Annotated in this window: 22 protein-coding genes; 11 read left to right on the top strand and 11 right to left on the bottom strand. The window is 66.1% G+C overall.

Annotation, left to right across the window (positions count from 1 at the left end; genetic code table 11):
• Positions 1 to 23: 23 nt before the first annotated feature.
• The 5 genes from ACFQXB_RS16220 to ACFQXB_RS16200 form a co-directional block, all read right to left on the bottom strand.
• Complete coding sequence (locus ACFQXB_RS16220; RefSeq protein ID WP_377405934.1) at positions 24 to 545, bottom strand: DUF3035 domain-containing protein; 522 nt, start codon at positions 543 to 545, stop codon at positions 24 to 26.
• A 54-nt stretch (positions 546 to 599) separates the two neighbouring features.
• Positions 600 to 1,070, bottom strand: coding sequence for a signal peptidase II (gene lspA, locus ACFQXB_RS16215; RefSeq protein ID WP_377405991.1), 471 nt, complete (start codon positions 1,068 to 1,070; stop codon positions 600 to 602).
• 31 nt (positions 1,071 to 1,101) lie between these two features.
• On the bottom strand, positions 1,102 to 2,691 hold the full coding sequence (gene purH, locus ACFQXB_RS16210) for a bifunctional phosphoribosylaminoimidazolecarboxamide formyltransferase/IMP cyclohydrolase (RefSeq protein ID WP_377405932.1): 1,590 nt from the start codon (positions 2,689 to 2,691) through the stop codon (positions 1,102 to 1,104).
• Between the two features lie 21 nt (positions 2,692 to 2,712).
• Complete coding sequence (locus tag ACFQXB_RS16205) at positions 2,713 to 4,428, bottom strand: heparinase II/III family protein (RefSeq protein ID WP_377405930.1); 1,716 nt, start codon at positions 4,426 to 4,428, stop codon at positions 2,713 to 2,715.
• Positions 4,429 to 4,500: 72 nt separating this feature from the next.
• The gene (locus ACFQXB_RS16200; protein WP_377405928.1) at positions 4,501 to 5,823 is read right to left on the bottom strand and encodes an RsmB/NOP family class I SAM-dependent RNA methyltransferase; all 1,323 of its coding nucleotides are present in this window, start codon (positions 5,821 to 5,823) and stop codon (positions 4,501 to 4,503) included.
• 91 nt (positions 5,824 to 5,914) lie between these two features.
• Here ACFQXB_RS16200 and ACFQXB_RS16195 point away from each other — a divergent pair, with 91 nt between their 5' ends.
• Complete coding sequence (locus ACFQXB_RS16195; protein WP_377405926.1) at positions 5,915 to 6,085, top strand: DUF1674 domain-containing protein; 171 nt, start codon at positions 5,915 to 5,917, stop codon at positions 6,083 to 6,085.
• Between the two features lie 111 nt (positions 6,086 to 6,196).
• On the opposite strand, the gene ACFQXB_RS16190 is transcribed toward ACFQXB_RS16195, so the two are convergent.
• Both ACFQXB_RS16190 and dapB read right to left on the bottom strand, forming a co-directional pair.
• The gene (locus ACFQXB_RS16190) at positions 6,197 to 6,559 is read right to left on the bottom strand and encodes a dihydrodipicolinate reductase (RefSeq protein WP_377405924.1); all 363 of its coding nucleotides are present in this window, start codon (positions 6,557 to 6,559) and stop codon (positions 6,197 to 6,199) included.
• A 54-nt stretch (positions 6,560 to 6,613) separates the two neighbouring features.
• On the bottom strand, positions 6,614 to 7,435 hold the full coding sequence (dapB, locus tag ACFQXB_RS16185; protein WP_377405922.1) for a 4-hydroxy-tetrahydrodipicolinate reductase: 822 nt from the start codon (positions 7,433 to 7,435) through the stop codon (positions 6,614 to 6,616).
• 86 nt (positions 7,436 to 7,521) lie between these two features.
• On the opposite strand from dapB, the gene rbfA reads away from it, so the two are divergent.
• The 4 genes from rbfA to ACFQXB_RS16165 are packed head-to-tail and all read left to right on the top strand — an operon-like array spanning position 7,522 to position 10,176.
• Positions 7,522 to 7,953, top strand: a complete 432-nt coding sequence (rbfA, locus tag ACFQXB_RS16180; RefSeq protein ID WP_377405920.1) for a 30S ribosome-binding factor RbfA — start codon at positions 7,522 to 7,524, stop codon at positions 7,951 to 7,953.
• Positions 7,954 to 7,956: 3 nt separating this feature from the next.
• Positions 7,957 to 8,718, top strand: coding sequence for a phosphodiester glycosidase family protein (locus ACFQXB_RS16175; protein ID WP_377405918.1), 762 nt, complete (start codon positions 7,957 to 7,959; stop codon positions 8,716 to 8,718).
• Positions 8,719 to 8,752: 34 nt separating this feature from the next.
• Positions 8,753 to 9,658, top strand: a complete 906-nt coding sequence (gene truB / locus ACFQXB_RS16170; RefSeq protein ID WP_377405916.1) for a tRNA pseudouridine(55) synthase TruB — start codon at positions 8,753 to 8,755, stop codon at positions 9,656 to 9,658.
• Positions 9,655 to 10,176 carry a DUF1643 domain-containing protein gene (locus tag ACFQXB_RS16165; protein WP_377405914.1) on the top strand — a complete coding sequence of 174 codons (522 nt, stop codon included), beginning with the start codon at positions 9,655 to 9,657 and terminating at the stop codon, positions 10,174 to 10,176. The genes truB and ACFQXB_RS16165 overlap by 4 nt, the downstream gene beginning before the upstream one ends.
• A gap of 7 nt (positions 10,177 to 10,183) precedes the next feature.
• On the opposite strand, the gene ACFQXB_RS16160 is transcribed toward ACFQXB_RS16165, so the two are convergent.
• The gene (locus ACFQXB_RS16160; protein ID WP_377405912.1) at positions 10,184 to 11,236 is read right to left on the bottom strand and encodes a calcium-binding protein; all 1,053 of its coding nucleotides are present in this window, start codon (positions 11,234 to 11,236) and stop codon (positions 10,184 to 10,186) included.
• Between the two features lie 247 nt (positions 11,237 to 11,483).
• Here ACFQXB_RS16160 and rpsO point away from each other — a divergent pair, with 247 nt between their 5' ends.
• The 5 genes from rpsO to ACFQXB_RS16135 all read left to right on the top strand — a co-directional run bounded on the left by rpsO (position 11,484) and on the right by ACFQXB_RS16135 (position 17,211).
• Complete coding sequence (gene rpsO / locus ACFQXB_RS16155) at positions 11,484 to 11,753, top strand: 30S ribosomal protein S15 (protein ID WP_377405910.1); 270 nt, start codon at positions 11,484 to 11,486, stop codon at positions 11,751 to 11,753.
• A gap of 197 nt (positions 11,754 to 11,950) precedes the next feature.
• On the top strand, positions 11,951 to 14,092 hold the full coding sequence (gene pnp / locus ACFQXB_RS16150) for a polyribonucleotide nucleotidyltransferase (RefSeq protein ID WP_377405908.1): 2,142 nt from the start codon (positions 11,951 to 11,953) through the stop codon (positions 14,090 to 14,092).
• 111 nt (positions 14,093 to 14,203) lie between these two features.
• On the top strand, positions 14,204 to 15,406 hold the full coding sequence (locus ACFQXB_RS16145; protein ID WP_377405906.1) for a GTP-binding protein: 1,203 nt from the start codon (positions 14,204 to 14,206) through the stop codon (positions 15,404 to 15,406).
• Positions 15,403 to 15,699 (top strand): DUF6525 family protein, encoded by a 297-nt coding sequence (locus ACFQXB_RS16140; RefSeq protein ID WP_377405904.1) that lies wholly within the window; start codon positions 15,403 to 15,405, stop codon positions 15,697 to 15,699. Before ACFQXB_RS16145 ends, ACFQXB_RS16140 begins: the two co-directional genes overlap by 4 nt.
• Positions 15,700 to 15,768: 69 nt before the next feature.
• Entirely contained in the window at positions 15,769 to 17,211 is a 1,443-nt protein-coding gene (locus ACFQXB_RS16135; protein ID WP_377405902.1) for an aldehyde dehydrogenase family protein, read from the top strand.
• Here the strand turns inward: ACFQXB_RS16135 and ACFQXB_RS16130 are convergent, their stop codons facing one another.
• From ACFQXB_RS16130 to ACFQXB_RS16120, 3 genes are read right to left on the bottom strand one after another with little or no spacing between them, the layout of a single operon-like run.
• Positions 17,212 to 17,862, bottom strand: coding sequence for an RluA family pseudouridine synthase (locus ACFQXB_RS16130; protein ID WP_377405989.1), 651 nt, complete (start codon positions 17,860 to 17,862; stop codon positions 17,212 to 17,214). It abuts the gene before it with no gap.
• A 58-nt stretch (positions 17,863 to 17,920) separates the two neighbouring features.
• Positions 17,921 to 18,376, bottom strand: a complete 456-nt coding sequence (locus tag ACFQXB_RS16125) for a GAF domain-containing protein (protein WP_377405901.1) — start codon at positions 18,374 to 18,376, stop codon at positions 17,921 to 17,923.
• Between the two features lie 11 nt (positions 18,377 to 18,387).
• On the bottom strand, positions 18,388 to 19,566 hold the full coding sequence (locus ACFQXB_RS16120; protein ID WP_377405899.1) for an acetyl-CoA C-acyltransferase: 1,179 nt from the start codon (positions 19,564 to 19,566) through the stop codon (positions 18,388 to 18,390).
• 128 nt (positions 19,567 to 19,694) lie between these two features.
• On the opposite strand from ACFQXB_RS16120, the gene ACFQXB_RS16115 reads away from it, so the two are divergent.
• The gene (locus ACFQXB_RS16115; RefSeq protein WP_377405898.1) at positions 19,695 to 21,275 is read left to right on the top strand and encodes a gamma-glutamyltransferase family protein; all 1,581 of its coding nucleotides are present in this window, start codon (positions 19,695 to 19,697) and stop codon (positions 21,273 to 21,275) included.
• Positions 21,276 to 21,342 lie beyond the last annotated feature (67 nt).

The raw sequence follows: 21,342 nt of genomic DNA, 5'->3' as shown, positions 1-21,342 counted from the left end.
TGATCCGTGACCGGGGCTGATGATCAGGGGCGCGGTGGCGCTGCCGGGGTGCGTGCGCCAGCGGCGCGCCAGCGCTCCAGCTCGGCATGGGCATCAAGCGATTGCGGACCATAGACACGGTAATAGACATTCACACCAAACAACCGCTCAAGCGGGCGCCCCCGGTTCGAGCGGCGGAAGGCCGCATCCTCGGCGGCCAGATCGGCGCGGATCGTGGATGTGACGCCATTGCGCTGCGCATGGGCAAGGAGCGCGCCATCGGCTGGCGCCGGTCCGCCCGTGATCGCGCCAAGATTGCCGCCCAGCGCCGCCGCCGCATCGGCAAGCGGCTGCGGATCAACACGGTTTGCCCCGCCCGGCGTCGGCTGTGGCAGCGCGTTCAGATCAGGTGGCATCTGCAGCGGACGGGTCGGCAGAATCGCGAATTCGTCCGGGCTGCGCGTGTTCGAGGTGACATTCATCAGGCGCGGATCGCCACCGCCACAGGCCGCAAGGCCCAGCAGCGCCATCAAAGCCGTTCCGAAGATCCTCGCCCGTGCCTGCATCCAAGCCTCCTGCGCCGCGTCTCGCCCCGTCTTTAGCCTAAAGATCCGGGCGCGTCACGGGGTCTTTCGGCGCCCGGTAAAGAGGATGAGCCCGAAGGCGCCGGCAAAAATGGCCACATCCGCCACGTTGAACGCATAGGGGTTGCGCAGACCGCAGCAGGACATGTTGATGAAATCGGCCACGGCACCGTAAAGCAGCCGATCCACCACATTGCCCAGCGCGCCCCCCACCAGCAACCCGCCCGAAAGCTGCACCCAGGTGTTGCGCGGCTCGCGCCGGGTCCAGATCCAGACCCAGGCCGAAATCACCAGCGCGGCAGCGATCAGCGCCCAGCGCACGATTTCGGCTTCGCCGGATAGCAGGCCGAAATTGATGCCCTGGTTCCAGGCCATGCGCAGGTTGAAATAGGGTGGCCAGACGTCGATCGCCAGCCGCCGGTCAAGGTTCAGCATGTGAACCACATAGTATTTCGATACCTGATCCAGAAGGAAGATGGCAGCGGCCGTGCCGCCAGCCACCATCACATTGGCCGATTTGCGTTTTCTGCGCGCCATGTCAGTGCCGGAAATGCCGCATGCCGGTAAAGACCATCGCGAGCCCGGCCTCATCGGCCGCCGCGATGACCTCGGCGTCGCGCATTGATCCGCCAGGCTGGATCACCGCGGTGGCCCCTGCCTCGGCCGCAGCCAGAAGCCCGTCGGGGAAGGGGAAGAACGCATCCGATGCGACCACCGAGCCGCGGGTCAGCGGCTCGGCAAGGCCCAGCGCCTCGGCCATGTCCTCGGCCTTGCGGGCCGCAATCCGGGTGCTGTCGATCCGGCTCATCTGGCCGGCGCCAACGCCGACCGTCGCGCCGTCGCGCACATAGACGATGGCGTTGGATTTGACGTGTTTCGCGACCTTCCAGGCAAACAGAAGGTCGGAAAGCTCTTGCGCGGTGGGCGTTCGGCGCGTGACGGTGCGAAGATGCCCGTCCGAGAGGAAGCCCGTGTCCTTGTCCTGCACCAGAAAGCCGCCCGAAACCTGGCGGATTGCAAGGCCTGGCTGCCGGGGGTTGGGCAGGCCATCGGTGGTCAGCAGGCGCAGGTTCTTGCGCGCTGCAAAAACCGCGCGCGCGGCCTCATCCGCGCCGGGGGCGATGACCACTTCGGTAAAGATGCCGGTAATTTCTTCCGCTGTGGGGCCGTCCAGCGGCCGGTTCAGCGCGACGATCCCGCCAAAGGCCGAGGTCCGGTCGCAATCATAGGCACGGCGATAGGCATCGATCAGCGTCTCGCCCCGCGCCACGCCGCAGGGATTGGCGTGCTTGATGATCGCACAGGCAGGTCCGTCGCCCGGCAGGAACTCCGAGACCAGCTCGAACGCCGCATCGGTGTCATTGATGTTGTTGTAGGACAGTTCCTTGCCCTGCCACTGCCGTGCTGTCGCAACGCCGGGGCGGTCGGATCCATCGGTGTAGAAGGCTGCGGCCTGATGGGGATTTTCGCCATAGCGCAGCGTCTGCCGCAGCGTTCCGGCAAAGGTGCGGCGACGCGGCGCTGTCTCGCCGATCGCGCCGGCCATCCAGTTGGACACCGCCGCATCATAGGCCGCCGTCCGCCCATAGGCCTTCTGCGCCAGATGCTGACGGAAAGTCAGCCGGGTCGCACCATCCTGGGCTGCCATTTCATCCAGAAGCGGGGCATAGTCTTCGGGGTCCACGACGACGCTGACAAAGCCGTGGTTCTTCGCGGCCGCGCGAATCATTGCCGGCCCACCGATGTCGATATTCTCGACACAGTCGGCATGGCTCCCGCCCGCCGCCACAGTCTGTTCGAACGGATAGAGATTGACGACCAGCAGGTCGATCGGCTCGATCCCGTGGGCGGCCATGGCCACAAGATGCTCATCATCATCGCGCAGCGCCAGAAGCCCGCCATGCACCATCGGATGCAGCGTCTTGACCCGCCCGTCCATCATTTCCGGAAACCCGGTCACTTCCGAAACATCGCGCACCGCAAGCCCGGCAAGACGCAGCGCGGCGGCCGTGCCGCCGGTGGAAATCAGATCGACGCCGCGATCGGCAAGTGCGCGGGCAAAGTCAATCAGCCCGGTTTTGTCGGATACGGAAATCAGCGCGCGGCCGATGGGCACAAGGTTGGTCATGCTCGGGTCCTTTGGGTCAGATCAGGCGTCGGCCAGAAGCTCGTCGGTTTCAAGGTCTCGGATATGGCGCGGCCTATCCTGTGCCTCGGCCAGCGTCCAGACAATCCGGCTTTCATGATCGGCAACTGTGGCCGAGAGGACGATCTGTCTTGTCGGCCGGGGGGCAAGACGGCGGCCATCCAGATAGACAGACGGCTGAATCGCCATCACTGCGGTGCCGTCGTGGCGGAAGGTCCAGCGGTCCCCGCCCCGCAGGGCGAGGGCAACTTCCAGCCCGCCGGCATCCAGGTCCGCCTCGACATCGGGATGCAGGTGAAAGCGCAGGCTGAAGCGCAGCCCCTGGCGATCTGTCGCCTGCAGCGCCTGCCGGAAGGTCGCGCTGTCAGCCTCCGATCCAGGGCCAAGCCAGTCCTCGCCCTCCAGCGCGCGCCCGTCGCGCGACAGGATCAGCTGGCGGCTGTGCAGCAACCCGTGGCTCTGACGCCAGCCATCGTGCGAGGCCGAAAGACCAAGGGGCCCGGCATCCGCATGCAGAAAGACCCGGGGCGTTTCAGCCAATGCCTCGCCCGCACCAAGGCGCGAGGAAGAAACCCCGTCCAGTCCAAGGGTGGAATGCGACGGCGTGGCCCGTCCCGCCCGACGCCAGTCACCCCCGAAGGCAAGCCCTGAACCCACATTCACGATCAGCGGCCGGCGCGCGACCGTCAGCTCGAACGCCAGGGTCGAGGCATGGGCGCGCGTAGCATGCACCCCCTGTGGTGGTGGCGCGACATCGGCGATCAGGGTGCTGCGCCCCGCCGCAAGCCGATGATAGCCCATCGCGGGGTTCGGGGCGCGATCCCGCACCCCGGCCGCCGCAAGGGCATGATCCAGCCGTCCCGTGGCGCCCCGCCCTCCGCCGTGAAAACGCGCAAGCCCGCCATCGGCGTGGCGCAGGCTTCGCAACAGTGGCGCGATGCGCGCGATCGCCGAAAGATGGGCCTCGGCCGGTTCCATCCCTGCTTCGGTCAGGGCCGAAGCGGCCAGAAGCAGGTGGTGGAGAATGTCCAGAAGTTCTTCGGGGTTGCGGCTGGGAACGGCACCGTCGTCGCCGATCACCGCACAGGCCTGCGCGACAAAGGCCCCCGCCGGGGCCGCGAGGTCCGACAGGCCCTCGAGCGCCAGCCCGCCATAGGCCAAGGCGGTCAGCGCCTCGATCCGGGCCAGGCCGGGCGGGGCGGCGGGCCAGCGGTGCGACAGGAACAGCGCGTGCCGCCCCATCACGCGGGCAAGCCGGGCCGCGTCGGCTTCGCGTTCGGGCGCGATCAGCTCCCAATGACAGAGCCATCGCAGAAGCCGCCGCGCCACCAGCTGCGGAACCCAACCGGGCCCTGCCCCGCGACCGAACCGGCGCAGCCAGCCCGTCGTGCTTGCCGTGGCAAGGCGCTTCGCGGCCGGGCCGCCCACCGCTGCCAGGTCATCCAGCCACAGAAAACCGTGCAGCGCCTCCTGAAACGCCGGGTTGCCGCCGGTGGCACGTTCCAGCGCCCAGGGGTCATTGCCTTCGGCATAGATCCCGGCAAGCTGATAGCGGCCTTCCAGGATCTGGCGCCCGCGCGGCGCCGAACCGATGAACTGAGGTTCTGGGTCGGCGATCAGCCGCGTCCGGGGGGATGTCAGGCCCAGCAGCCGCGCCCGCAGCCGGTTGCCGGCCGGGCCGGGCAGCAACAATCGCGGGCGTCGTGGGGCGCGTGCCATGCAAGGTCCAGCGTCAGGGTTCATCACCGGCTGAATGCCGCGCGGCAACCTTAGCTTTTGCCTGCCGCCCTGTCACGACGCTTCTGGGGTCCACTGCATCACGACCATGTAGAACCCGTCCATCCCGCCGCGGTCCGGCCAGAAGTCGGGACGCAGGCGCAGGCCCCCTTCGGGGCTGCGCCATTGGGGATCGATCCAATCCGCGCAGGCGGGCAGGATCTGGAGCCCCGGATGCCGTTTCAGCGCCGCGAGCGCCTGCGCCTCGCCCTCCTCGGGCAGAAGCGAGCAGGTGCAGAACACCAGCCGCCCGCCGTCGCGCAAAAGCCCGACGGCATGGTCAAGAAGCCGCGCCTGAAGCGCGACAAGGGCGGAGATCTCGCTGCCATCCTTCACGAAGGGCAGGTCGGGATGGCGCCGGATCGTTCCGGTTGCAGAACAGGGCGCATCAAGGACCACCGCATCCAGCGGCGCAGCCGGCCGCCACTGCGTCGCATCGGCAACGACAAGATCCGCCTCCAGGCCTGTGCGACGAAGGTTTTCGCGCACCCGCTCCATCCGTTGCGCGGACAGATCGACTGCGGTGACCGTGGCCCCCGCCGCGGCAAGCTGCATCGTCTTGCCGCCGGGCGCGGCACACAGATCTGCGATCCGTTCGCCGGGGCGCGGGTCCAGCAGCCGCACCGGCAGGGCGGCCGCGGCATCCTGCACCCACCAACCCGCATCGGGGCCGGTATAGCCCGGCAGGTCCGAAACCTGCACCCGTGCCGGCAGCCGCAGGCTCCCCCCCGGCAGCGTCGCCGCGCCCAGCGCCTGGGTCAGCGCGTGATCCTCCTGCTTCAGCGTCAGATCAAGCGGTGCCCCCGCCAGATGCGCGCGTTCCATCCCCTGGACAGCAGGCTTGCCATAAGCATCGATCAACGGCCGGCGCAGCCATTTGGGAAGCTCTTGCACCGGCAGCTCATTCCATCGGCCCTCGGCACCCTCGAGGCACCGGCGTAGCACCGCGTTCACAAGGCCCGCCATGGCCGCCGTTCCGGGGCTGCTGCGCGCGATGGTCACTGCGGAATTCACGACGCCATGCGCGGCCTCGCCCTCGGCCAGCACCTCGGCCAAGGCGAGGCGCAGGATGTTGTGAACCGGAAGCGGCGGGCGCTTGCGCAGATGGGGCCCCAGCAGGCGATCGGCCCGGCCGATGTTGCGGAGCGCCGTCAGCGCAAGCCGCTGTGCCCGCGCGCGCGCAGAGGGCTGCATCGCCGCCAGCGGCCCGTCGGGCAAGGCGATCAGTTCAGCCAGCAGGCGGCGTTCGCCCAGCACCTGATCCAGAAGATGCAGCGCCGCCCTGCGCGGTGCGACTGCGCCTGATCCTGTATCCTGGCCCGTTGTCTGGCCTGCCATCGCGTTTCCTTGCCTGTCCTGGCAGCTTGCCCTGCCCCGCGGGGCTGCTATATCCCAAGCACTCGCTGCACGAAAGCCGAGGGAGAGATCCATGACCGAAACTCCGCTTCCCCCCGCCGCTCTGCGCGCCCTCGCCGAGGCCGAGGAACGCCGCCGCTCGCGGCCGCCGCTGGATCTGCCGACCGAACTGGGTGGACGCGAAGGGCCCGAGCCGGTGCGCTATGGCGATTGGGAGAAGAAGGGCATCGCAGTCGATTTCTGACCGGGCCGCATTCTGACCCTCGGGGCTGGAAGATACGCATCTGATCCGCGCGACGCACCTGGCCAAACCTGCCCGCCAAAAGCATCGGCCTGACCGGGTGGCGGCAGCGCCTCAGCGCAGCCGAAGATCTGCCATTTCACCCTGCCCTTGTGCCGATACAAACCGCAGCACATCCCCCCGGCGCTTGACCCGCTGGCAATCCAGCGGAAGCTCGGTCGTGCCATAGCGCAAAGTCCGGCAGAAGAAGCCGTCGCGCCAGTCCCATCGCCCGCTGACCTGAAAGCCAAAGCCGCTCCCCTCGATCCCGCCGTCCGGCGACACGCGCAGCCGCACGCCCAGACGCGCAAGTTCGCGTCCGGTGACATGCTCCAGGAACTCCTCCTCGGTCAGGACCGGGCTGAAATCGTCGCTTTGGGCTGCACAGGCAAGGCATAGTCCGGCCAGCAGCGTCGCGACCAGGGTGATGTTCGGCATGGCGACCTCGTGCATGACGCTTTTTACGGCGGAGGCACGGGACTGGATCAGCCGTCAGAGGCCCAGAACGTCTGCCATAGAATATTCCCCCGGCTCGCGATCCTGGCCCCACAGGGCTGCCCGCAGCGCGCCCCGCGCAAAGATCGTGCGGTCGGTGGCGACATGGCGCAGCACGATGCGCTCGCCCTCTCCCGCGAAGATGACGTCATGCTCGCCCACGATGTCGCCGCCGCGGATTGCGGCAAAACCAATGCGGCCGCGCCCCCGCGCGCCGGTAATGCCGTCGCGCCCGCTGTCGCTGACCTCGGCAAGGTTCACGCCGCGGCCTGCCGCGGCCGCCTCGCCCAGCATCAGCGCCGTGCCCGAAGGCGCGTCGACCTTGTGGCGATGATGCGCCTCGACGACTTCGATGTCGAAATCGGCATCCAGCGCCTCGGCAACCTTGCGGGTCAACTGGACCAGAAGGTTCACACCCAGGCTCATGTTGCCGGCACGGACGATCACCGCATGACGCGCCGCCGCGCTGAGGCGTGCGAGATGCGCAGCCTCGAGGCCCGTGGTCCCGATGACATGGACAGCGCGCGCCTGCGCCGCGAGCGCTGCAAACTCCACCGTGGCCTGCGGCGCCGTGAAATCGATCACCGCCTGCGCCTTCGAAAAGGCTTCGAGCGGGTCGTCACTGACGGTGACGCCAAGCACCGGCCCGCCCATCGCAATGCCCACATCCTGGCCGATCCAGGCATGGCCCGGCCGCTCCAGACAGGCCACAAGCCGTGCCTGATTGCTGGCGCTGACCGTGCGCACCAGCATCTGCCCCATCCGGCCCGACGCGCCGGTGATCACGATCCCCGGCAATGTCATTGTTGTCTCGCTCATGCCGCGCCCTTTCCTTTGCCTCCGTTTAACGGCAGCCGGCGCGATTGGCAAAGGGCGTGCGGCGGTCGCTTGCGGGGGGGGCAGGGATGGCTTACATCACGGGCATGGCAAACCGATTTCCTTCGGGCTCCGGCCCCTCTCAACGTCAGCTTCGCGTGGGCGAACTGATCCGGCGCAGATTGTCGGACGTGCTGTTGCGCGGTGATGTCCATGATCCGGATCTCAACCGCATGTCGATCACCGTGGGCGAGGTGCGGACATCGCCGGATCTGAAGGTCGCGACGGCCTATGTTCTGCCGCTGGGCGGGCATGGCGCCGAGGAAGCCCTTGCTGCCCTGCGCCGCAACCGGAGCGAGTTGCGCCGCCAGGTTGCGAAGGAGCTGACGCTGAAGTTCGCGCCCGAAATCCGCTTTGCGATCGACGAGACCTTTGACCGCATGGATGCGACCCGCCGGCTGCTGAACGATGACACGGTGCGCCGTGATGTCGAGGGTGGCACCGACGACGAGAGGGCCTGATCGATGCACTGGCTGTCGATGCTGCTTGGCCTGGTCAGCCTGGGCGCGGCGACGCCCGCCGTTGCCGGCGCCTGCATGCAACTGGATCATGACGGCAACCGTTATACCGTCTGTGAAGTGGTGGCTGGCCGGGATGACTTGCGGATGTGGCTGACCGCGCCGGATGGGGCCGTGTTCGGCAGCTTTGACCGGGTGAACGCCAGCCTTGCCGATCAGGGGCTGCGCCTTGGCTTTGCCATGAATGCGGGCATGTATCATTCAGACCGTTCGCCGGTGGGGCTTTATCGGGATCCCGATGGCGCCGCAGGCGATCTGGTCACGTCCGCCGGCCCTGGCAATTTCGGGCTGCTTCCCAACGGCGTCTTCTGCATCGCGGGAGATCGTTTCCAGGTGGTCGAATCGCGCATCTTTTCGCGTGAACAGCCTGAGTGCGACTATGCGACCCAATCGGGGCCGATGCTGGTCATCGACGGCGATCTGCACCCGCGCTTTCTGGTGGATGCCACCTCGCGCTATGTGCGCAACGGCGTCGGAGTCTCGGAAGACGGCAGTCGGGCGTGGTTCGCCATTTCGGAACGCCGCGTGACCTTTCACGAATTCGGCCGACTGTTCCGCGATGGGCTCGGCACACCCAATGCCCTCTACTTCGATGGCAATATCTCGCGGCTTCACGCACCCGACCTGCGCCGCAACGACTGGGGCCTGCCGCTTGGCCCCATCGTCGGCACCGTCGTTCCAATTGACGATCAGAGCCCGGGGGGCTAGCAGGCGCAGCCTGAAGAACCGGAAGGACAAAGCTATGGCACGCAGGCGCAAGGGCCGCGACATTTCGGGCTGGCTTGTGGTGGACAAGCCGGCTGGCATCACCTCGACCGCCGTGGTCAACAAGGTGCGCTGGGCGTTCGACGCCCGCAAGGCGGGCCATGCCGGTACGTTGGACCCCGAGGCAACAGGCGTGCTGGCTGTCGCCCTGGGGGAGGCCACGAAGACCGTGCCGTACGTCACCGATGCACTGAAATGCTATCGGTTTTCGGTGCGGCTGGGCGCGGCGACCACTACCGACGATGCCGAGGGCGAGGTGATCGCCCGATCGGAGCTGCGGCCGGATGATGCGGCGATCGCGGCCGCGCTTGAGGCGTTTCGCGGCGACATCATGCAGATCCCGCCTCAGTTTTCAGCCGTGAAGGTCGAAGGTGAACGGGCCTATGATCTCGCGCGGCAGGGCGAGGCGCTTGACCTTGTGGCCCGGCCGCTCTGGGTCGAAAGCCTGACACTGGCCGAACGGCCCGATGCCGATCACGTCGTGCTGGAAATGGTCTGCGGCAAGGGCGGCTATGTGCGGTCGATCGCGCGTGACCTGGGGGCGGCGCTGGGCTGCCACGGCCATGTGCAATGGCTGCGCCGGGTGTGGTCCGGCCCCTTCGTCGCGGATGAAGGCGTCACGCTGGCCCAGATCGATGCACTGGCCCATAGCGAGGCTCTGGACGCGCTGCTGCGTCCCTTGGAAGACGGGCTTGCCGATCTGCCACAGCTGCCCGCCACCGCCGAGGGCGCGGCAAGGTTGCGCAACGGCAACCCGGGAATGGTCATCGCCTCGGATGTGGACTTCGGCGACGAAGCCTGGGCCAGCCATCAGGGTCGGGCTGTGGCCGTCGGCATCTACAAGGCGGGCGAATTACACCCCAGCCGGGTGTTCAACCAGTGATCACCCGAAGCCACCAGAAGGGCGACGCGGCCAGCGTCGCCGTCTATTCCCCCTGCGAACGCTATCGCTATCTGCTGACGCGTCGCTGGGCCGAGGGTGACAAGGTGCTGTTCGTGATGCTGAACCCTTCAACAGCGACGGAATACCAGAACGATCCCACCGTCGAGCGTTGCGAAAGGCGCGCGCGCACGCTGGGATTCGGTGCCTTTCGCGTCTGCAACATCTTTGCCTGGCGCGACACCGATCCCCGAAAGATGCGGGCCGCACCCGACCCCGTTGGCCCTGAGAACGATGCGGCCATTCTGGAAAGCTGCGACTGGGCCGACCGGATCGTCTGTGCCTGGGGCACGCATGGCGCCCATCTGAACCGGGGGCCTCAGGTCGAGGCGCTGATGCGCGGCACGGGCCGCCCGCTGTTTCACCTGGGCCTGACCCAGGGCGGTCACCCCAAGCACCCGCTGTACATCGGCTATGGCCAGCAGCCCGAACCCTGGGATCACGCCACCGCCTTTGCGTGACGCAGCCTCAGCGGTCAGATGACAGCAGCGCCGGGTCGATCAGCATCTGCGCGTCCCAGGGAACAAGTTCGATTTCCTCTGCCGTAAGGTTCGCGCCGCCGACCACCGTCGCCAGACGGATGCCATTCAGCAGAACCGCCGCAGTGTCGGGTTCATCCTCGGGGTGTTCCACGCGCAGCACCGGGCCGAAATCGTCGGGGCGGTAGATGACCACGATCCGGTCCTGATCCGACCAGTCCGAGATCGTGGCGCTTTGCTCGGGCGCGATCCAGTCGCCCAGCACGAAGGTATCGGCCCCCTGCCCGCCATGGGCAATGTCCCGCGCGCCGACAAAGATCACATCTTCACCCTCGCCACCGTTGAGGTAGTCGGTCGTGTCGATGTCTGCCAGATGTTCGTCCAGCACAAGGCCGACAAGTGTGTCGTTTCCGAAGCCACCGAACAGCGTGTCCTGACCAGGGCCGCCGATCAGGATGTCGTCGCCAAAGCCGCCATGAAGCGCATCCGCGCCCTCGCCCCCGAACAACAGGTCATCCCCCCCGCCGCCCAGCAGCCGGTCGTCGCCGGTGCCGCCGTGCAGGGTATCGTCGCCCTCGCCGCCTGCCAGATAATCGTCGCCCGCATCGCCGTGAAGAAGGTCATTGCCGTCGCCCCCCTCCAGCCAGTCGTCGCCGTCACCCCCGAAAAGCGTGTCATCGCCGCCATGGCCCAGGAGCACGTCGCCCCCTGCACCGCCAAACAGAAGGTCATCTCCGTCGTAACCGCCGATTTCGTCATCGCCATCATGGCCAAGAAGCGTGTCATCACCGGCGCCACCCACAAGTGTGTCAGGCCCCTCACCACCTTCGTGATACCGGCCCTCGGGCGGAGGGGGCGGATCATCCGACGGTGGCTCATCCGGTCCGTCCGGATCAAGAAGGTCGGGCAGATCCGGGTCAGGTTCGGGTTCGGGGCTGTCGGGCGAGAGGGCGTCTTCGTCCGTGCCCGGAAGGCGGGTGAGCGAAACCGCCCCCAACGCGCCAAGCAGAAGCAACCCCATCAGCCCGGCCACACCCAGCATGCGCCCTCATCACAACCTGCATTGCGCAGGAACCTGCGCCTTTGGGTTGTATTATCACAGCCATTGCCCTACACCAAGAAAGATGGAAAGCAGGCTTAACACGCTGGCGGCGGGGCAATCTGTCCTTTCCTTTTCGCGCGTTTTCCCTTATACGCGCGCATCCGCAGAAAAACGGCGGATATCTCCAAGGGCCTTGCTGGACGACATCCCGGCCTGAGCCATTCACATCAAACCAAAGGAGACCCCGATGTCGATCACGGCCGAAGAAAAAGCCCGCGTCATGAAGGAATATGCAACCAAGGAAGGCGACACCGGTTCGCCGGAAGTCCAGGTTGCGATCCTGTCGTCGCGCATCGCGACGCTGACCGAGCACTTCAAGACCCACAAGAAGGACAACCATTCCCGCCGTGGGCTTCTGAAACAGGTGGCACAGCGCCGCAAACTGCTGGACTACCTGAAAAAGACCGATGAACCGCGCTACCAGGCGCTGATTGCCCGTCTCGGCCTGCGCCGCTGACGCCAGCGCCCCCGGCACGCCGGGGGCGTTCTGCTTTCAAGCCCGCGCGCCCCAAGGGGCGCCGGACATCGCCAGTTCCCCGGGCCCCGCGGGACAGGCAGGAATGACAGGGGCCACGGGGACAGGGGCCATGGGCGCCCGGCCCCGTACGCGAACCCGGCCGGGCGGAGGGTCCCCCGGCCAGTATAGGAAAAGAGATGTTTAACGTTACGAAAAAGTCGATCGAGTGGGGCGGCGAGACGCTGACCCTGGAAACGGGCAAGGTTGCCCGCCAGGCTGACGGCTCGGTCATCGCCACGCTGGGCGAAACCAGCGTCATGGCCAATGTCACCTTCGCCAAATCGGCCAAGCCGGGGCAGGATTTCTTCCCGCTGACCGTGCACTACCAGGAACGCTATTATGCTGCCGGCAAGGTGCCCGGCGGTTTCTTCAAGCGCGAAGCACGTCCTTCCGAAAAGGAAACGCTGACCTCGCGCCTGATCGACCGTCCGATCCGCCCGCTGTTCGTGGACGGGTTCAAGAACGAGGTGCTGGTGATCTGCACCGTGCTCAGCCACGATCTGGTGAACGAGCCCGACATCGTCGCGATGATCGCCGCCTCGGCCGCGCTGACGATTTCCGGCGTTCCCTTCATGGGCCCGATCGGCGCCGCGCGCGTGGGCTTCGTCAACGGGTCCTATGTTCTCAACCCCGATGTCGAGGACATGCAGAAACTGCGCGAATCGCCCGACCAGCGGCTGGATCTTGTCATCGCCGGCACCAAGGACGCGGTGATGATGGTGGAATCGGAAGCCTACGAGCTGTCCGAAGCCGAAATGCTGGGTGCGGTGAAGTTCGGCCACGAGGCGATGCAGCCGGTGATCGACCTGATCGTCGATCTGGCCGAAGCGGCCGCGAAAGAGCCGTTCGACTTCCAGGCGCCCGACTATTCGGACCTCTATGCCAAGGTGAAAGCCGCGGGCGAGGACCAGATGCGCGCCGCCTTCGCGATCAAGGACAAGCAGGAGCGTGTCAACGCCGTCGCCGCCGCGCGCGAAGCCGTTCGCGCGACGCTGAGCGAGGAAGAACTTGCCGACGAGAACCTCGGCTCTGCCTTCAAGAAGCTCGAATCCTCGATCCTGCGCGGTGACATCATCAACGGTGGTGCCCGGATCGACGGCCGCGACACCAAGACGGTGCGCCCGATCGTGTCGGAAGTCGGCATCCTGCCCCGCACCCATGGCTCTGCCTTGTTCACCCGTGGTGAAACCCAGGCGCTGGTCGTGACCACGCTGGGCACCGGCGAGGACGAACAGATCATCGACGCGCTGCACGGCAACTCGCGTTCGAACTTCCTGCTGCATTACAACTTCCCCCCCTATTCGGTGGGCGAGGTCGGCCGCTTCGGTCCCCCCGGACGCCGTGAAATCGGCCACGGGAAACTGGCATGGCGCGCGCTGCAGGCGGTTCTGCCGGCAGCCACCGATTTCCCCTACACCATCCGCGTCGTGTCCGAGATCACCGAATCCAACGGCTCCTCCTCCATGGCTTCGGTCTGTGGCGGATCGCTGTCGATGATGGATGCGGGCGTCCCGCTGAAGGCGCCGGTTGCGGGCGTTGCCATGGGTCTCATCCTTGAGGAAGACGGCAAATGGGCCGTCCTGACAGACATCCTGGGCGACGAGGATCACCTCGGCGACATGGACTTCAAGGTCGCGGGCACCGAGAACGGCATCACCAGCCTGCAGATGGACATCAAGGTTGCGGGCATCACGCCCGAGATCATGGAACAGGCGCTGGCACAGGCCAAGGACGGCCGGATGCACATCCTGGGTGAAATGGCCCAGGCGCTGACGGCCGGCCGGACCGAATTCTCGGCGCACGCGCCGCGGATCGAGACGATGCAGATCCCGACCGACAAGATCCGCGAAGTGATCGGCTCGGGCGGCAAGGTGATCCGCGAGATCGTGGAAACCTCCGGCGCCAAGGTCGACATCAACGACGACGGCGTGATCAAGATCGCTTCTTCGAACGGCGAGGCCATCAAGAAGGCCTATGACATGATCTGGTCGATCGTGGCCGAGCCGGAAGAAGGCAAGATCTACACCGGTCGCGTGGTCAAGCTGGTCGATTTCGGCGCCTTCGTGAACTTCTTCGGCAAGCGCGACGGTCTGGTCCACGTGTCCCAGATCGCCAACAAGCGCCTTCAGCATCCGAACGAAGTCCTGAAGGAAGGCCAGGAGGTCAAGGTCAAGCTGCTGGGCTTCGATGACCGTGGCAAGGTGCGCCTTGGCATGAAGATGGTCGATCAGGAAACCGGCGCTGAAATCACCGAACAGAAGGCCGAGGCCGAAGAATAGGCCTCTGCCCTTGCAGAAATGAAAGCCCCGGCAGCGATGCCGGGGCTTTTTCCATTTGCAGGCTGGAATCTCTCCCGATAAATGTAATAGTATTACATTACGGAGACAACCATGACCCAGCCAGACACACGCCTGCCCGTCACCGTGCTTTCGGGCTTTCTGGGCGCGGGAAAGACAACGCTTCTGAACCACGTTCTGAACAACCGCGACGGCCGCCGCGTAGCGGTGATCGTCAATGACATGTCCGAGGTGAACATCGACGCCGATCTGGTGCGCGAGGGCGCTGAACTGTCGCGGTCGGAGGAAAAGCTGGTCGAAATGACCAACGGCTGCATCTGCTGCACGCTGCGCGACGATCTTCTGGTCGAGGTGCGGCGCCTTGCCGGAGAGGGTCGCTTTGACTACCTGATGATCGAATCGACCGGCATCGCCGAGCCGCTTCCCGTCGCGGCGACCTTCGATTTTCGCGACGAAACCGGTGCCAGCCTTTCGGATGTGGCCCGGCTGGATACGATGGTAACGGTCGTGGACGCCGTGAATCTGTTGCGCGATTTCTCCAGCCATGACTTCCTGACCGACCGGGGCGAAAGCCTGGGCGAGAATGACGAACGGACACTGGTCAACCTTCTGACGGATCAGATCGAATTCGCCAATGTCATCATTCTCAACAAGGTGACGGATGCGGGCCCGGAAAAGGCCGATGCTGCTCGCAAGATCATCCGCGCGCTCAACCCGGACGCCCGGCTGATCGAGACCGATCATTCGCATGTCCAGGCTGGCGCCATCTTCAACACGGGCCTGTTCGACTTCGATCGCGCGCATGAACATCCCTACTGGGCGAAAGAGCTTTACGGCTTTGCACATCACACGCCAGAGACCGAGGAATACGGCATCTCGTCCTTCGTCTATCGCGCGCGGCGGCCCTTCGATCCGCAGAGCATCCATGCCTTCCTGAATGGCCCCCTGCCGGGCGTGATCCGCGCCAAGGGGCATTTCTGGCTGGCGACACGGCCGAACTGGGTGGCCGAGTTCAGCCTTGCAGGGGCGATGTCCTCGGTTGTGCCCCTGGGCGGCTGGTGGGCCAGCGTCCCGCAGGAGCGGTGGCCGACCCATCCCGATGCGTTGTCCGAAATGCGCCGCCACTGGGACGACACATGGGGCGACCGCCGGCAAGAGCTTGTGTTCATCGGCACCGGCATGGACAAGGATGCGATTGTCACCGGGCTTGACGCCTGCCTGATCGGCGCGGCCTTCACCCCCGAGGACTGGCGCAACCTGCCCGATCCATTCCCCAGCTGGAAGCGCGCGGCATGACGGGCAACCTTGCAACCCGGTTGCCACGGGCACGGAAGGGCGGCATGTCGGCCTTCGACGCACTGCCGCCCGAGCTACGGCACTGGCTGCATGACGCAGCCCTGCCCTGGAGCGCGCCTTCTGTCCAACGGCTTTGGGCAAGGGCGATGCGCGAGGCAGGTGGCGATGCCACAGCCGCCCGGGCACGGCTTGACGCCGCCCAAGCACAGGCCATCGCACGCGATGCGCGCCGGGTCTGGGGGCCCGGCTATCCCGCCGCCGGTATCGACGCCAGGGAAGGGCTGCGCAGATGACCTGAACCGCCCGTTGCCAATCGCCGCCGGGGGTGACAGTCTGCCCGCATAGCACATCCGGAGGTTGGTATGATCGAGAAGAAAAGCTTCTACATCAACGGCGAGTGGGTCGCCCCGGTCGCGGCGCATGACCATGAGGTAATCGATCCCTCGACCGAGGAAGTCTGTGCCGTGATCTCGCTGGGCGGCCAGGCAGATACGGATGCCGCGGTGGCCGCGGCAAAGGCAGCGCTTGACGACTGGATGTTTTCCGAACCCGCCGAACGGCTGGCCGTCGTCAAGCGGATCCAGCAGGTCTATGAGGCGCGTGCCGAAGACATGGCGCGCGCCATCAGTCTTGAAATGGGCGCGCCCATCGACATGGCGCGGTCAAGTCAGGCGACCTCGGGCAGCTGGCACATCGCCAATTTCATCACAGCCTTCGACAAGATCGAGTTCATCGCCCCGCTGGGCGATCACGCCCCGAACGACCGGATCATCAAGGAGGCCGTCGGCGTCTGTGCGCTGATCACGCCCTGGAACTGGCCGATGAACCAAGTCACGCTCAAGACCATTCCGGCGCTGCTGGCCGGCTGCACCATGGTTCTCAAACCCTCGGAAATCGCGCCGCTGTCGTCACTGCTGTTTGCGGAAATCCTGCACGAGGCGGGCGTGCCCAAGGGCGTGTTCAACCTGGTGAATGGCGACGGGGCCGGGGTCGGAACCCAGCTTTCGACCCATCGTGACGTGGACATGGTCAGCTTTACCGGCTCTACCCGCGCCGGCATCGCGATTTCCAAGGCCGCGGCGGATACCTTGAAGCGCGTGCATCTGGAACTTGGCGGCAAGGGCGCCAACCTGGTCTTTGCCGACGCCGATGAAAAGGCCGTGCGCCGCGGCGCCATGCATTGCTTCAACAATTCCGGGCAAAGCTGCAACGCGCCGACGCGGATGCTTGTCCAGCGCGAGATCTATGACAGCGCCGTGGAGACGGCGCGTCAGGTGGCTGAATCGACCCATGTTGCCAGCGCACATCAGGAGGGCCGGCATATCGGCCCCGTCGTGTCGCAGACCCAGTTCGACAAGATCCAGGACCTTATCCAGAAGGGCATCAGCGAAGGCGCGCGGCTGGTTGCCGGGGGCCTGGGACGGCCCGAGGGGCTTAACCGCGGCTATTTCGTGCGGCCCACGGTCTTTGCCGATGTCAACAACGACATGACGATCGCACGCGAAGAGATCTTCGGCCCGGTTCTCTCGATCATCCCGTTTGACAGCGAGGACGAGGCGGTGCGAATTGCCAATGACACTGTCTATGGCCTGACGAATTATGTGCAAAGCCAGGACGGGGCGCGCCGGAACCGGCTGGCCCGGCGGCTGCGCGCCGGCATGATCGAGATGAACGGCCAGTCGCGCGGCGCCGGCAGCCCGTTCGGCGGCATGAAGCAATCCGGCAACGGCCGCGAAGGCGGGGTCTGGGGCATCGAGGACTTCCTCGAGGTCAAGGCCGTTTCGGGCTGGGCAAGCGAGGCCTGATCAGAATGGGCAGGGGGCCGAGAAGCTGAGCCCCTTGCCGCCGTCGGGATGACGGAACCGCAGGCTTTCCGCGTGCAGCATCAGCCGCGGAAAGTCCCGCGCGGGGCCTTCCGCATAAAGCGCATCGCCCAGAATCGGGTGCCCGATTTCCTTCATATGGACCCGCAGCTGATGGCTGCGTCCGGTGACTGGCATCAGCCGGACCCGCGTCATGCCCGCATCGTGTCGCACCACGCGCCAGTCGGTCTGGGCCGAACGTCCGGTTTCGTGGTTTACATGCTGGCGCGGGCGGTTCGGCCAATCGACCGTCAGTGGCAGATCGACCCGGCCGGTGCGGGGCTGCAGTTCGCCCCACAGCCGTGCCACATAAACCTTCTTGGTCTGGCGCTTCTCGAACTGCAGTCCCAGATGGCGCTGCGCCGCGGGCGTCAGGGCAAAGACCATGACGCCCGATGTATCCAGATCCAGACGGTGCACCAGCAATACATCGGGGAACGCGACCCGAAGCCGGTTGATGAGGCAATCGGACCGATCCTCACCGCGCCCCGGAACGGACAACAGCCCGGCAGGCTTGTCCACGATCAGGATCTGATGATCGTGAAAGATGATCCGAGCAGGTTCGGCGGGCGGGGCATAGACAAAATCGCTCATGTCCATGAGATAGTCGATGCCCTGCCCCGCAACCAGCGCCAATGCGTCAGCAATCGCGTCAGGCCGCCCGCGCGAAAACCTCATCCAGAATCGCGGCAAGTGCCACAGCATCATCCTCGGAAAAGGCCGCAGGCTGATCGCTGTCGATATCGAAAACGCCGATCAACCGCCCCGCGCCATCGCGCACCGGAAGCACGATTTCCGACCGGGTCGAGGAAGAACAGGCGATATGACCGGGAAACGCCTCGACATCGGGAACGATCTGCACCTCGCCGCTGCGGGCGGCCGCGCCGCAGACCCCCCGCGAAAACGGGATCACGAGGCACCCATGCCCGCCCTGATAGGGGCCGATCTTCAGCAGTTCGGGCGCGGTGACGCGGTAGAACCCGGTCCAGTCGAAACGGCTGTCGGAATGGTGCACCTCGCAGGCCACGGTCGCCATCAGCGCGACAGTGTCGGTTTCCCCTTCGGTCAGCGCGCGGATACGCGCCGCAAGATCGGCATAGTCCAGCATCGTGATCTCCTTCACGGCCGCTCTAGCGCAATGGCCGTGCCTTCGCCACCGCCGATGCAGATGGCCGCCACCCCGCGCTTCAGCCCGCGCCGTTCCAACGCGTTCAAAAGCGTGACGATGATCCGCGCGCCCGAGGCGCCGATCGGATGGCCCAGGGCACAAGCGCCGCCGTTCACGTTCAGCCTGTCGCGGGGGATGCCCATTTCGCGCATGAAGGCCATGGGAACCACGGCAAAGGCTTCGTTGACCTCCCACAGATCAACATCCTCGGCCGTCCAGTTCAGCCGTTGCAACAGCTTGCGCGCGGCGGGAACCGGCGCGCTGGTGAACAGCCCGGGCGCCTGCGCGTGGCTTGCATGGCCACGCAGCACCGCACGGACCGGAAGCCGCCCGGCCTCGGCCAGGCTGCGCGACGTGAGAACCAGCGCCGCCGCCCCGTCCGAGATCGACGAGGAATTGGCCGCCGTAACCGTGCCGCCGGGCCGGAAGGCAGGTTTCAGCGTCGGGATCTTTTCGGGGCGGGCGAGGGCGGGCTGCTCATCCTCGGCAACAACCACATCGCCCTGGCGCCCCGGAACCGTGACAGGCGCGATTTCGCGGGCAAATGCGCCGCTCTGCTGCGCCGCACGTGCACCAGTCAGCGAGGCAAGCGCATAGTCGTCCTGTGCCTCGCGGGTGAACTGGTAGGCTTCGGCACAATCCTCGGCGAAGCTACCCATGAGCCGGCCCTTGTCATAGGCATCCTCAAGCCCGTCAAGGAACATGTGGTCGATGACCTGGCCATGCCCGATCCGCGCACCGCTGCGCATCTTGGGCAAAAGGTAGGGGGCGTTGGTCATGCTTTCCATGCCCCCGGCAACGACAACGCCGCCCTGGCCAAGCGCGATCTGGTCATGGGCGATCATCGCCGCCTTCATCCCCGATCCGCACATCTTGTTTAGCGTGGTGGCCGGCACCGCTTCGGGGAGCCCCGCATGGAACCCCGCCTGCCGCGCAGGTGCCTGCCCCTGACCTGCCGGCAACACGCAGCCCATCAGCAGTTCCTGCACCCGGTCGGGCGCCAGGCCTGCATCGGCCAGAGCCGCCGCAATGGCGACCCCACCCAGCGTCGCCGCATCGAGACTGGAGAATACGCCCTGAAAGCCCCCCATCGGCGTGCGCGCTGCACCGCAGATCACCACTTCTTCCATCATATCCTCCCTGAACTGCCGTAAATCTAGCGGAGCCCTTGGCCCTCCGTCCAGCACCCTGTGCCACGGGCTTTTCATCGCCTCAAAGCCACCCTAAGCTGATCCCGCAACAACCGGATGGACCCTTCATGCGCGATTATCACCTGCCCGGCAGATCCCCCGTCCTTGCTGCCAACGGTCTTTGCGCAACGTCGCATCCGCTGGCAGCGAAAGTGGCGATCGACATATTGGAAACGGGCGGAAACGCCGTTGATGCGGCAATCGGCGCCGGCGTTCTTCTGGGCATCTGCGAGCCGCAGATGACCGGGATCGGCGGTGATTGCTTCGTGCTGCTCAAGCCCGCGGGGGAAGAACGGGTGATCGCGCTGAACGGATCGGGCCGCGCACCGGCGGGCCTTTCCGCGGCTGTCATGCGGGAGAAGGGCCATGCGACCGTGCCCCTGCGCGGGGTTGAGGCTGTTACGCTGCCCGGAGCGGTGGATGCCTTCTGCACCCTGTCGGAAAACTGGGGTCTTCTGGCCCTGGATCAGGTGCTCGCTCCGGCGATCCGCTATGCTGAAACCGGCGTTCCGGTTGCGCCGCGGGTCGCCTTTGACTGGGCCATTGCTGCGGATACCCTGCAGGGCGCAGCCCGGGGCTATTACCTGACGAACGGCAAGGCGCCCGCGGTTGGTGAAACATTCCGCGCGCCGGGGCAGGCCGAGGTTCTGCGCCGGATCGCGCGCGAGGGGCGCGCAGGTTTCTATGAAGGCGAGGTCGCGGAGGATCTCGTCGCCTCGCTGCAGGCCCTGGGCGGAAGCCACACGCTGGACGATCTCGCAGCCACTTCCTGCACCTATACCGAGCCGGTTGCCAGCGCCTATGCCGGCATCGAGCTGTTGGAGCATCCGCCGAACGGGCAAGGCGCGACGGCGAACCTGATGCTGAACATCCTGTCGCATTTCGACGTGAAATCGCTGGATCCGTTCGGGGCCCGCCGCGCGCATCTGGAGGCCGAGGCCACCAAGCTGGCCTATGATGCCCGCAACCGCTTTATCGCCGATCCCGATCACACCAGCCGGCTTCAGCATATGCTGGCGCCGGAAACGGCGGCGAAACTGGCGGCGCTGATCGATCCCAACCGCGCCATGCCGGCAGCCCGCCCGCTCAGCGAGGCCGTCCACCGCGACACGGTCTATCTGACGGTGGTCGACCGCGACGGGATGGCGGTTTCTCTGATCTATTCGATCTTTCACGCCTTCGGGGCGGGGCTTGCCTCGGACCGCTTCGGGGTCCTGTTCCAGAACCGCGGCGCGGGCTTCACGCTTGAAGAAGGTCATCCGAACGAGGCCGGCGGCGGTAAACGGCCCATGCACACGATCATCCCCGCCATGCTGCGCGAAGGCGGCCGCGTGACCCTGCCGTTCGGGGTGATGGGCGGCGCCTATCAGCCCTGCGGTCATGCGCGCTTCGTGACCAACCTTGTGGATTACGGCCTTGACCTGCAAACCGCAATTGACGCGCCCCGTTGTTTTTCGGGCGTCGAAGGCATGGACGTCGAGCGCGGCTATGCGCCAGAAGTGCGGGCCGAACTTGCCGAGATGGGCCACAGGGTCCGCATACCTGAGGGGCCGCTGGGCGGCGCACAGGCGATCCGCATCGATCACGCCCGCGGGGTTCTGGAGGGGGCATCAGACCCCCGCAAGGATGGCTGCGCCCTCGGCTACTGACGCAAGTCCCGGCAAGACGGGCAGGCATGCACGCCCCCCCGCAAGCGGGGGGCCGCCTGCCCCTTCG

This window comes from Halodurantibacterium daqingense (assembly GCF_042666235.1).
GTDB lineage: Bacteria > Pseudomonadota > Alphaproteobacteria > Rhodobacterales > Rhodobacteraceae > Halodurantibacterium > Halodurantibacterium daqingensis.
This window is presented reverse-complemented; position numbering and strand designations above follow the sequence as displayed.

Excerpts from the sequence above, each read along its gene's own strand:
- ACFQXB_RS16220 (WP_377405934.1), bottom strand. The coding sequence starts at position 545 with ATGCAGGCACGGGCGAGGATCTTCGGAACGGCTTTGATGGCGCTGCTG.
- purH (WP_377405932.1), bottom strand. The coding sequence starts at position 2,691 with ATGACCAACCTTGTGCCCATCGGCCGCGCGCTGATTTCCGTATCCGAC.
- ACFQXB_RS16205 (WP_377405930.1), bottom strand. The coding sequence starts at position 4,428 with ATGGCACGCGCCCCACGACGCCCGCGATTGTTGCTGCCCGGCCCGGCC.
- ACFQXB_RS16200 (WP_377405928.1), bottom strand. The coding sequence starts at position 5,823 with ATGGCAGGCCAGACAACGGGCCAGGATACAGGATCAGGCGCAGTCGCA.
- ACFQXB_RS16195 (WP_377405926.1), top strand. The coding sequence starts at position 5,915 with ATGACCGAAACTCCGCTTCCCCCCGCCGCTCTGCGCGCCCTCGCCGAG.
- ACFQXB_RS16190 (WP_377405924.1), bottom strand. The coding sequence starts at position 6,559 with ATGCCGAACATCACCCTGGTCGCGACGCTGCTGGCCGGACTATGCCTT.
- dapB (WP_377405922.1), bottom strand. The coding sequence starts at position 7,435 with ATGAGCGAGACAACAATGACATTGCCGGGGATCGTGATCACCGGCGCG.
- rbfA (WP_377405920.1), top strand. The coding sequence starts at position 7,522 with ATGGCTTACATCACGGGCATGGCAAACCGATTTCCTTCGGGCTCCGGC.
- ACFQXB_RS16175 (WP_377405918.1), top strand. The coding sequence starts at position 7,957 with ATGCACTGGCTGTCGATGCTGCTTGGCCTGGTCAGCCTGGGCGCGGCG.
- truB (WP_377405916.1), top strand. The coding sequence starts at position 8,753 with ATGGCACGCAGGCGCAAGGGCCGCGACATTTCGGGCTGGCTTGTGGTG.
- ACFQXB_RS16160 (WP_377405912.1), bottom strand. The coding sequence starts at position 11,236 with ATGCTGGGTGTGGCCGGGCTGATGGGGTTGCTTCTGCTTGGCGCGTTG.
- rpsO (WP_377405910.1), top strand. The coding sequence starts at position 11,484 with ATGTCGATCACGGCCGAAGAAAAAGCCCGCGTCATGAAGGAATATGCA.
- pnp (WP_377405908.1), top strand. The coding sequence starts at position 11,951 with ATGTTTAACGTTACGAAAAAGTCGATCGAGTGGGGCGGCGAGACGCTG.
- ACFQXB_RS16145 (WP_377405906.1), top strand. The coding sequence starts at position 14,204 with ATGACCCAGCCAGACACACGCCTGCCCGTCACCGTGCTTTCGGGCTTT.
- ACFQXB_RS16140 (WP_377405904.1), top strand. The coding sequence starts at position 15,403 with ATGACGGGCAACCTTGCAACCCGGTTGCCACGGGCACGGAAGGGCGGC.
- ACFQXB_RS16135 (WP_377405902.1), top strand. The coding sequence starts at position 15,769 with ATGATCGAGAAGAAAAGCTTCTACATCAACGGCGAGTGGGTCGCCCCG.
- ACFQXB_RS16130 (WP_377405989.1), bottom strand. The coding sequence starts at position 17,862 with ATGAGCGATTTTGTCTATGCCCCGCCCGCCGAACCTGCTCGGATCATC.
- ACFQXB_RS16125 (WP_377405901.1), bottom strand. The coding sequence starts at position 18,376 with ATGCTGGACTATGCCGATCTTGCGGCGCGTATCCGCGCGCTGACCGAA.
- ACFQXB_RS16120 (WP_377405899.1), bottom strand. The coding sequence starts at position 19,566 with ATGGAAGAAGTGGTGATCTGCGGTGCAGCGCGCACGCCGATGGGGGGC.
- ACFQXB_RS16115 (WP_377405898.1), top strand. The coding sequence starts at position 19,695 with ATGCGCGATTATCACCTGCCCGGCAGATCCCCCGTCCTTGCTGCCAAC.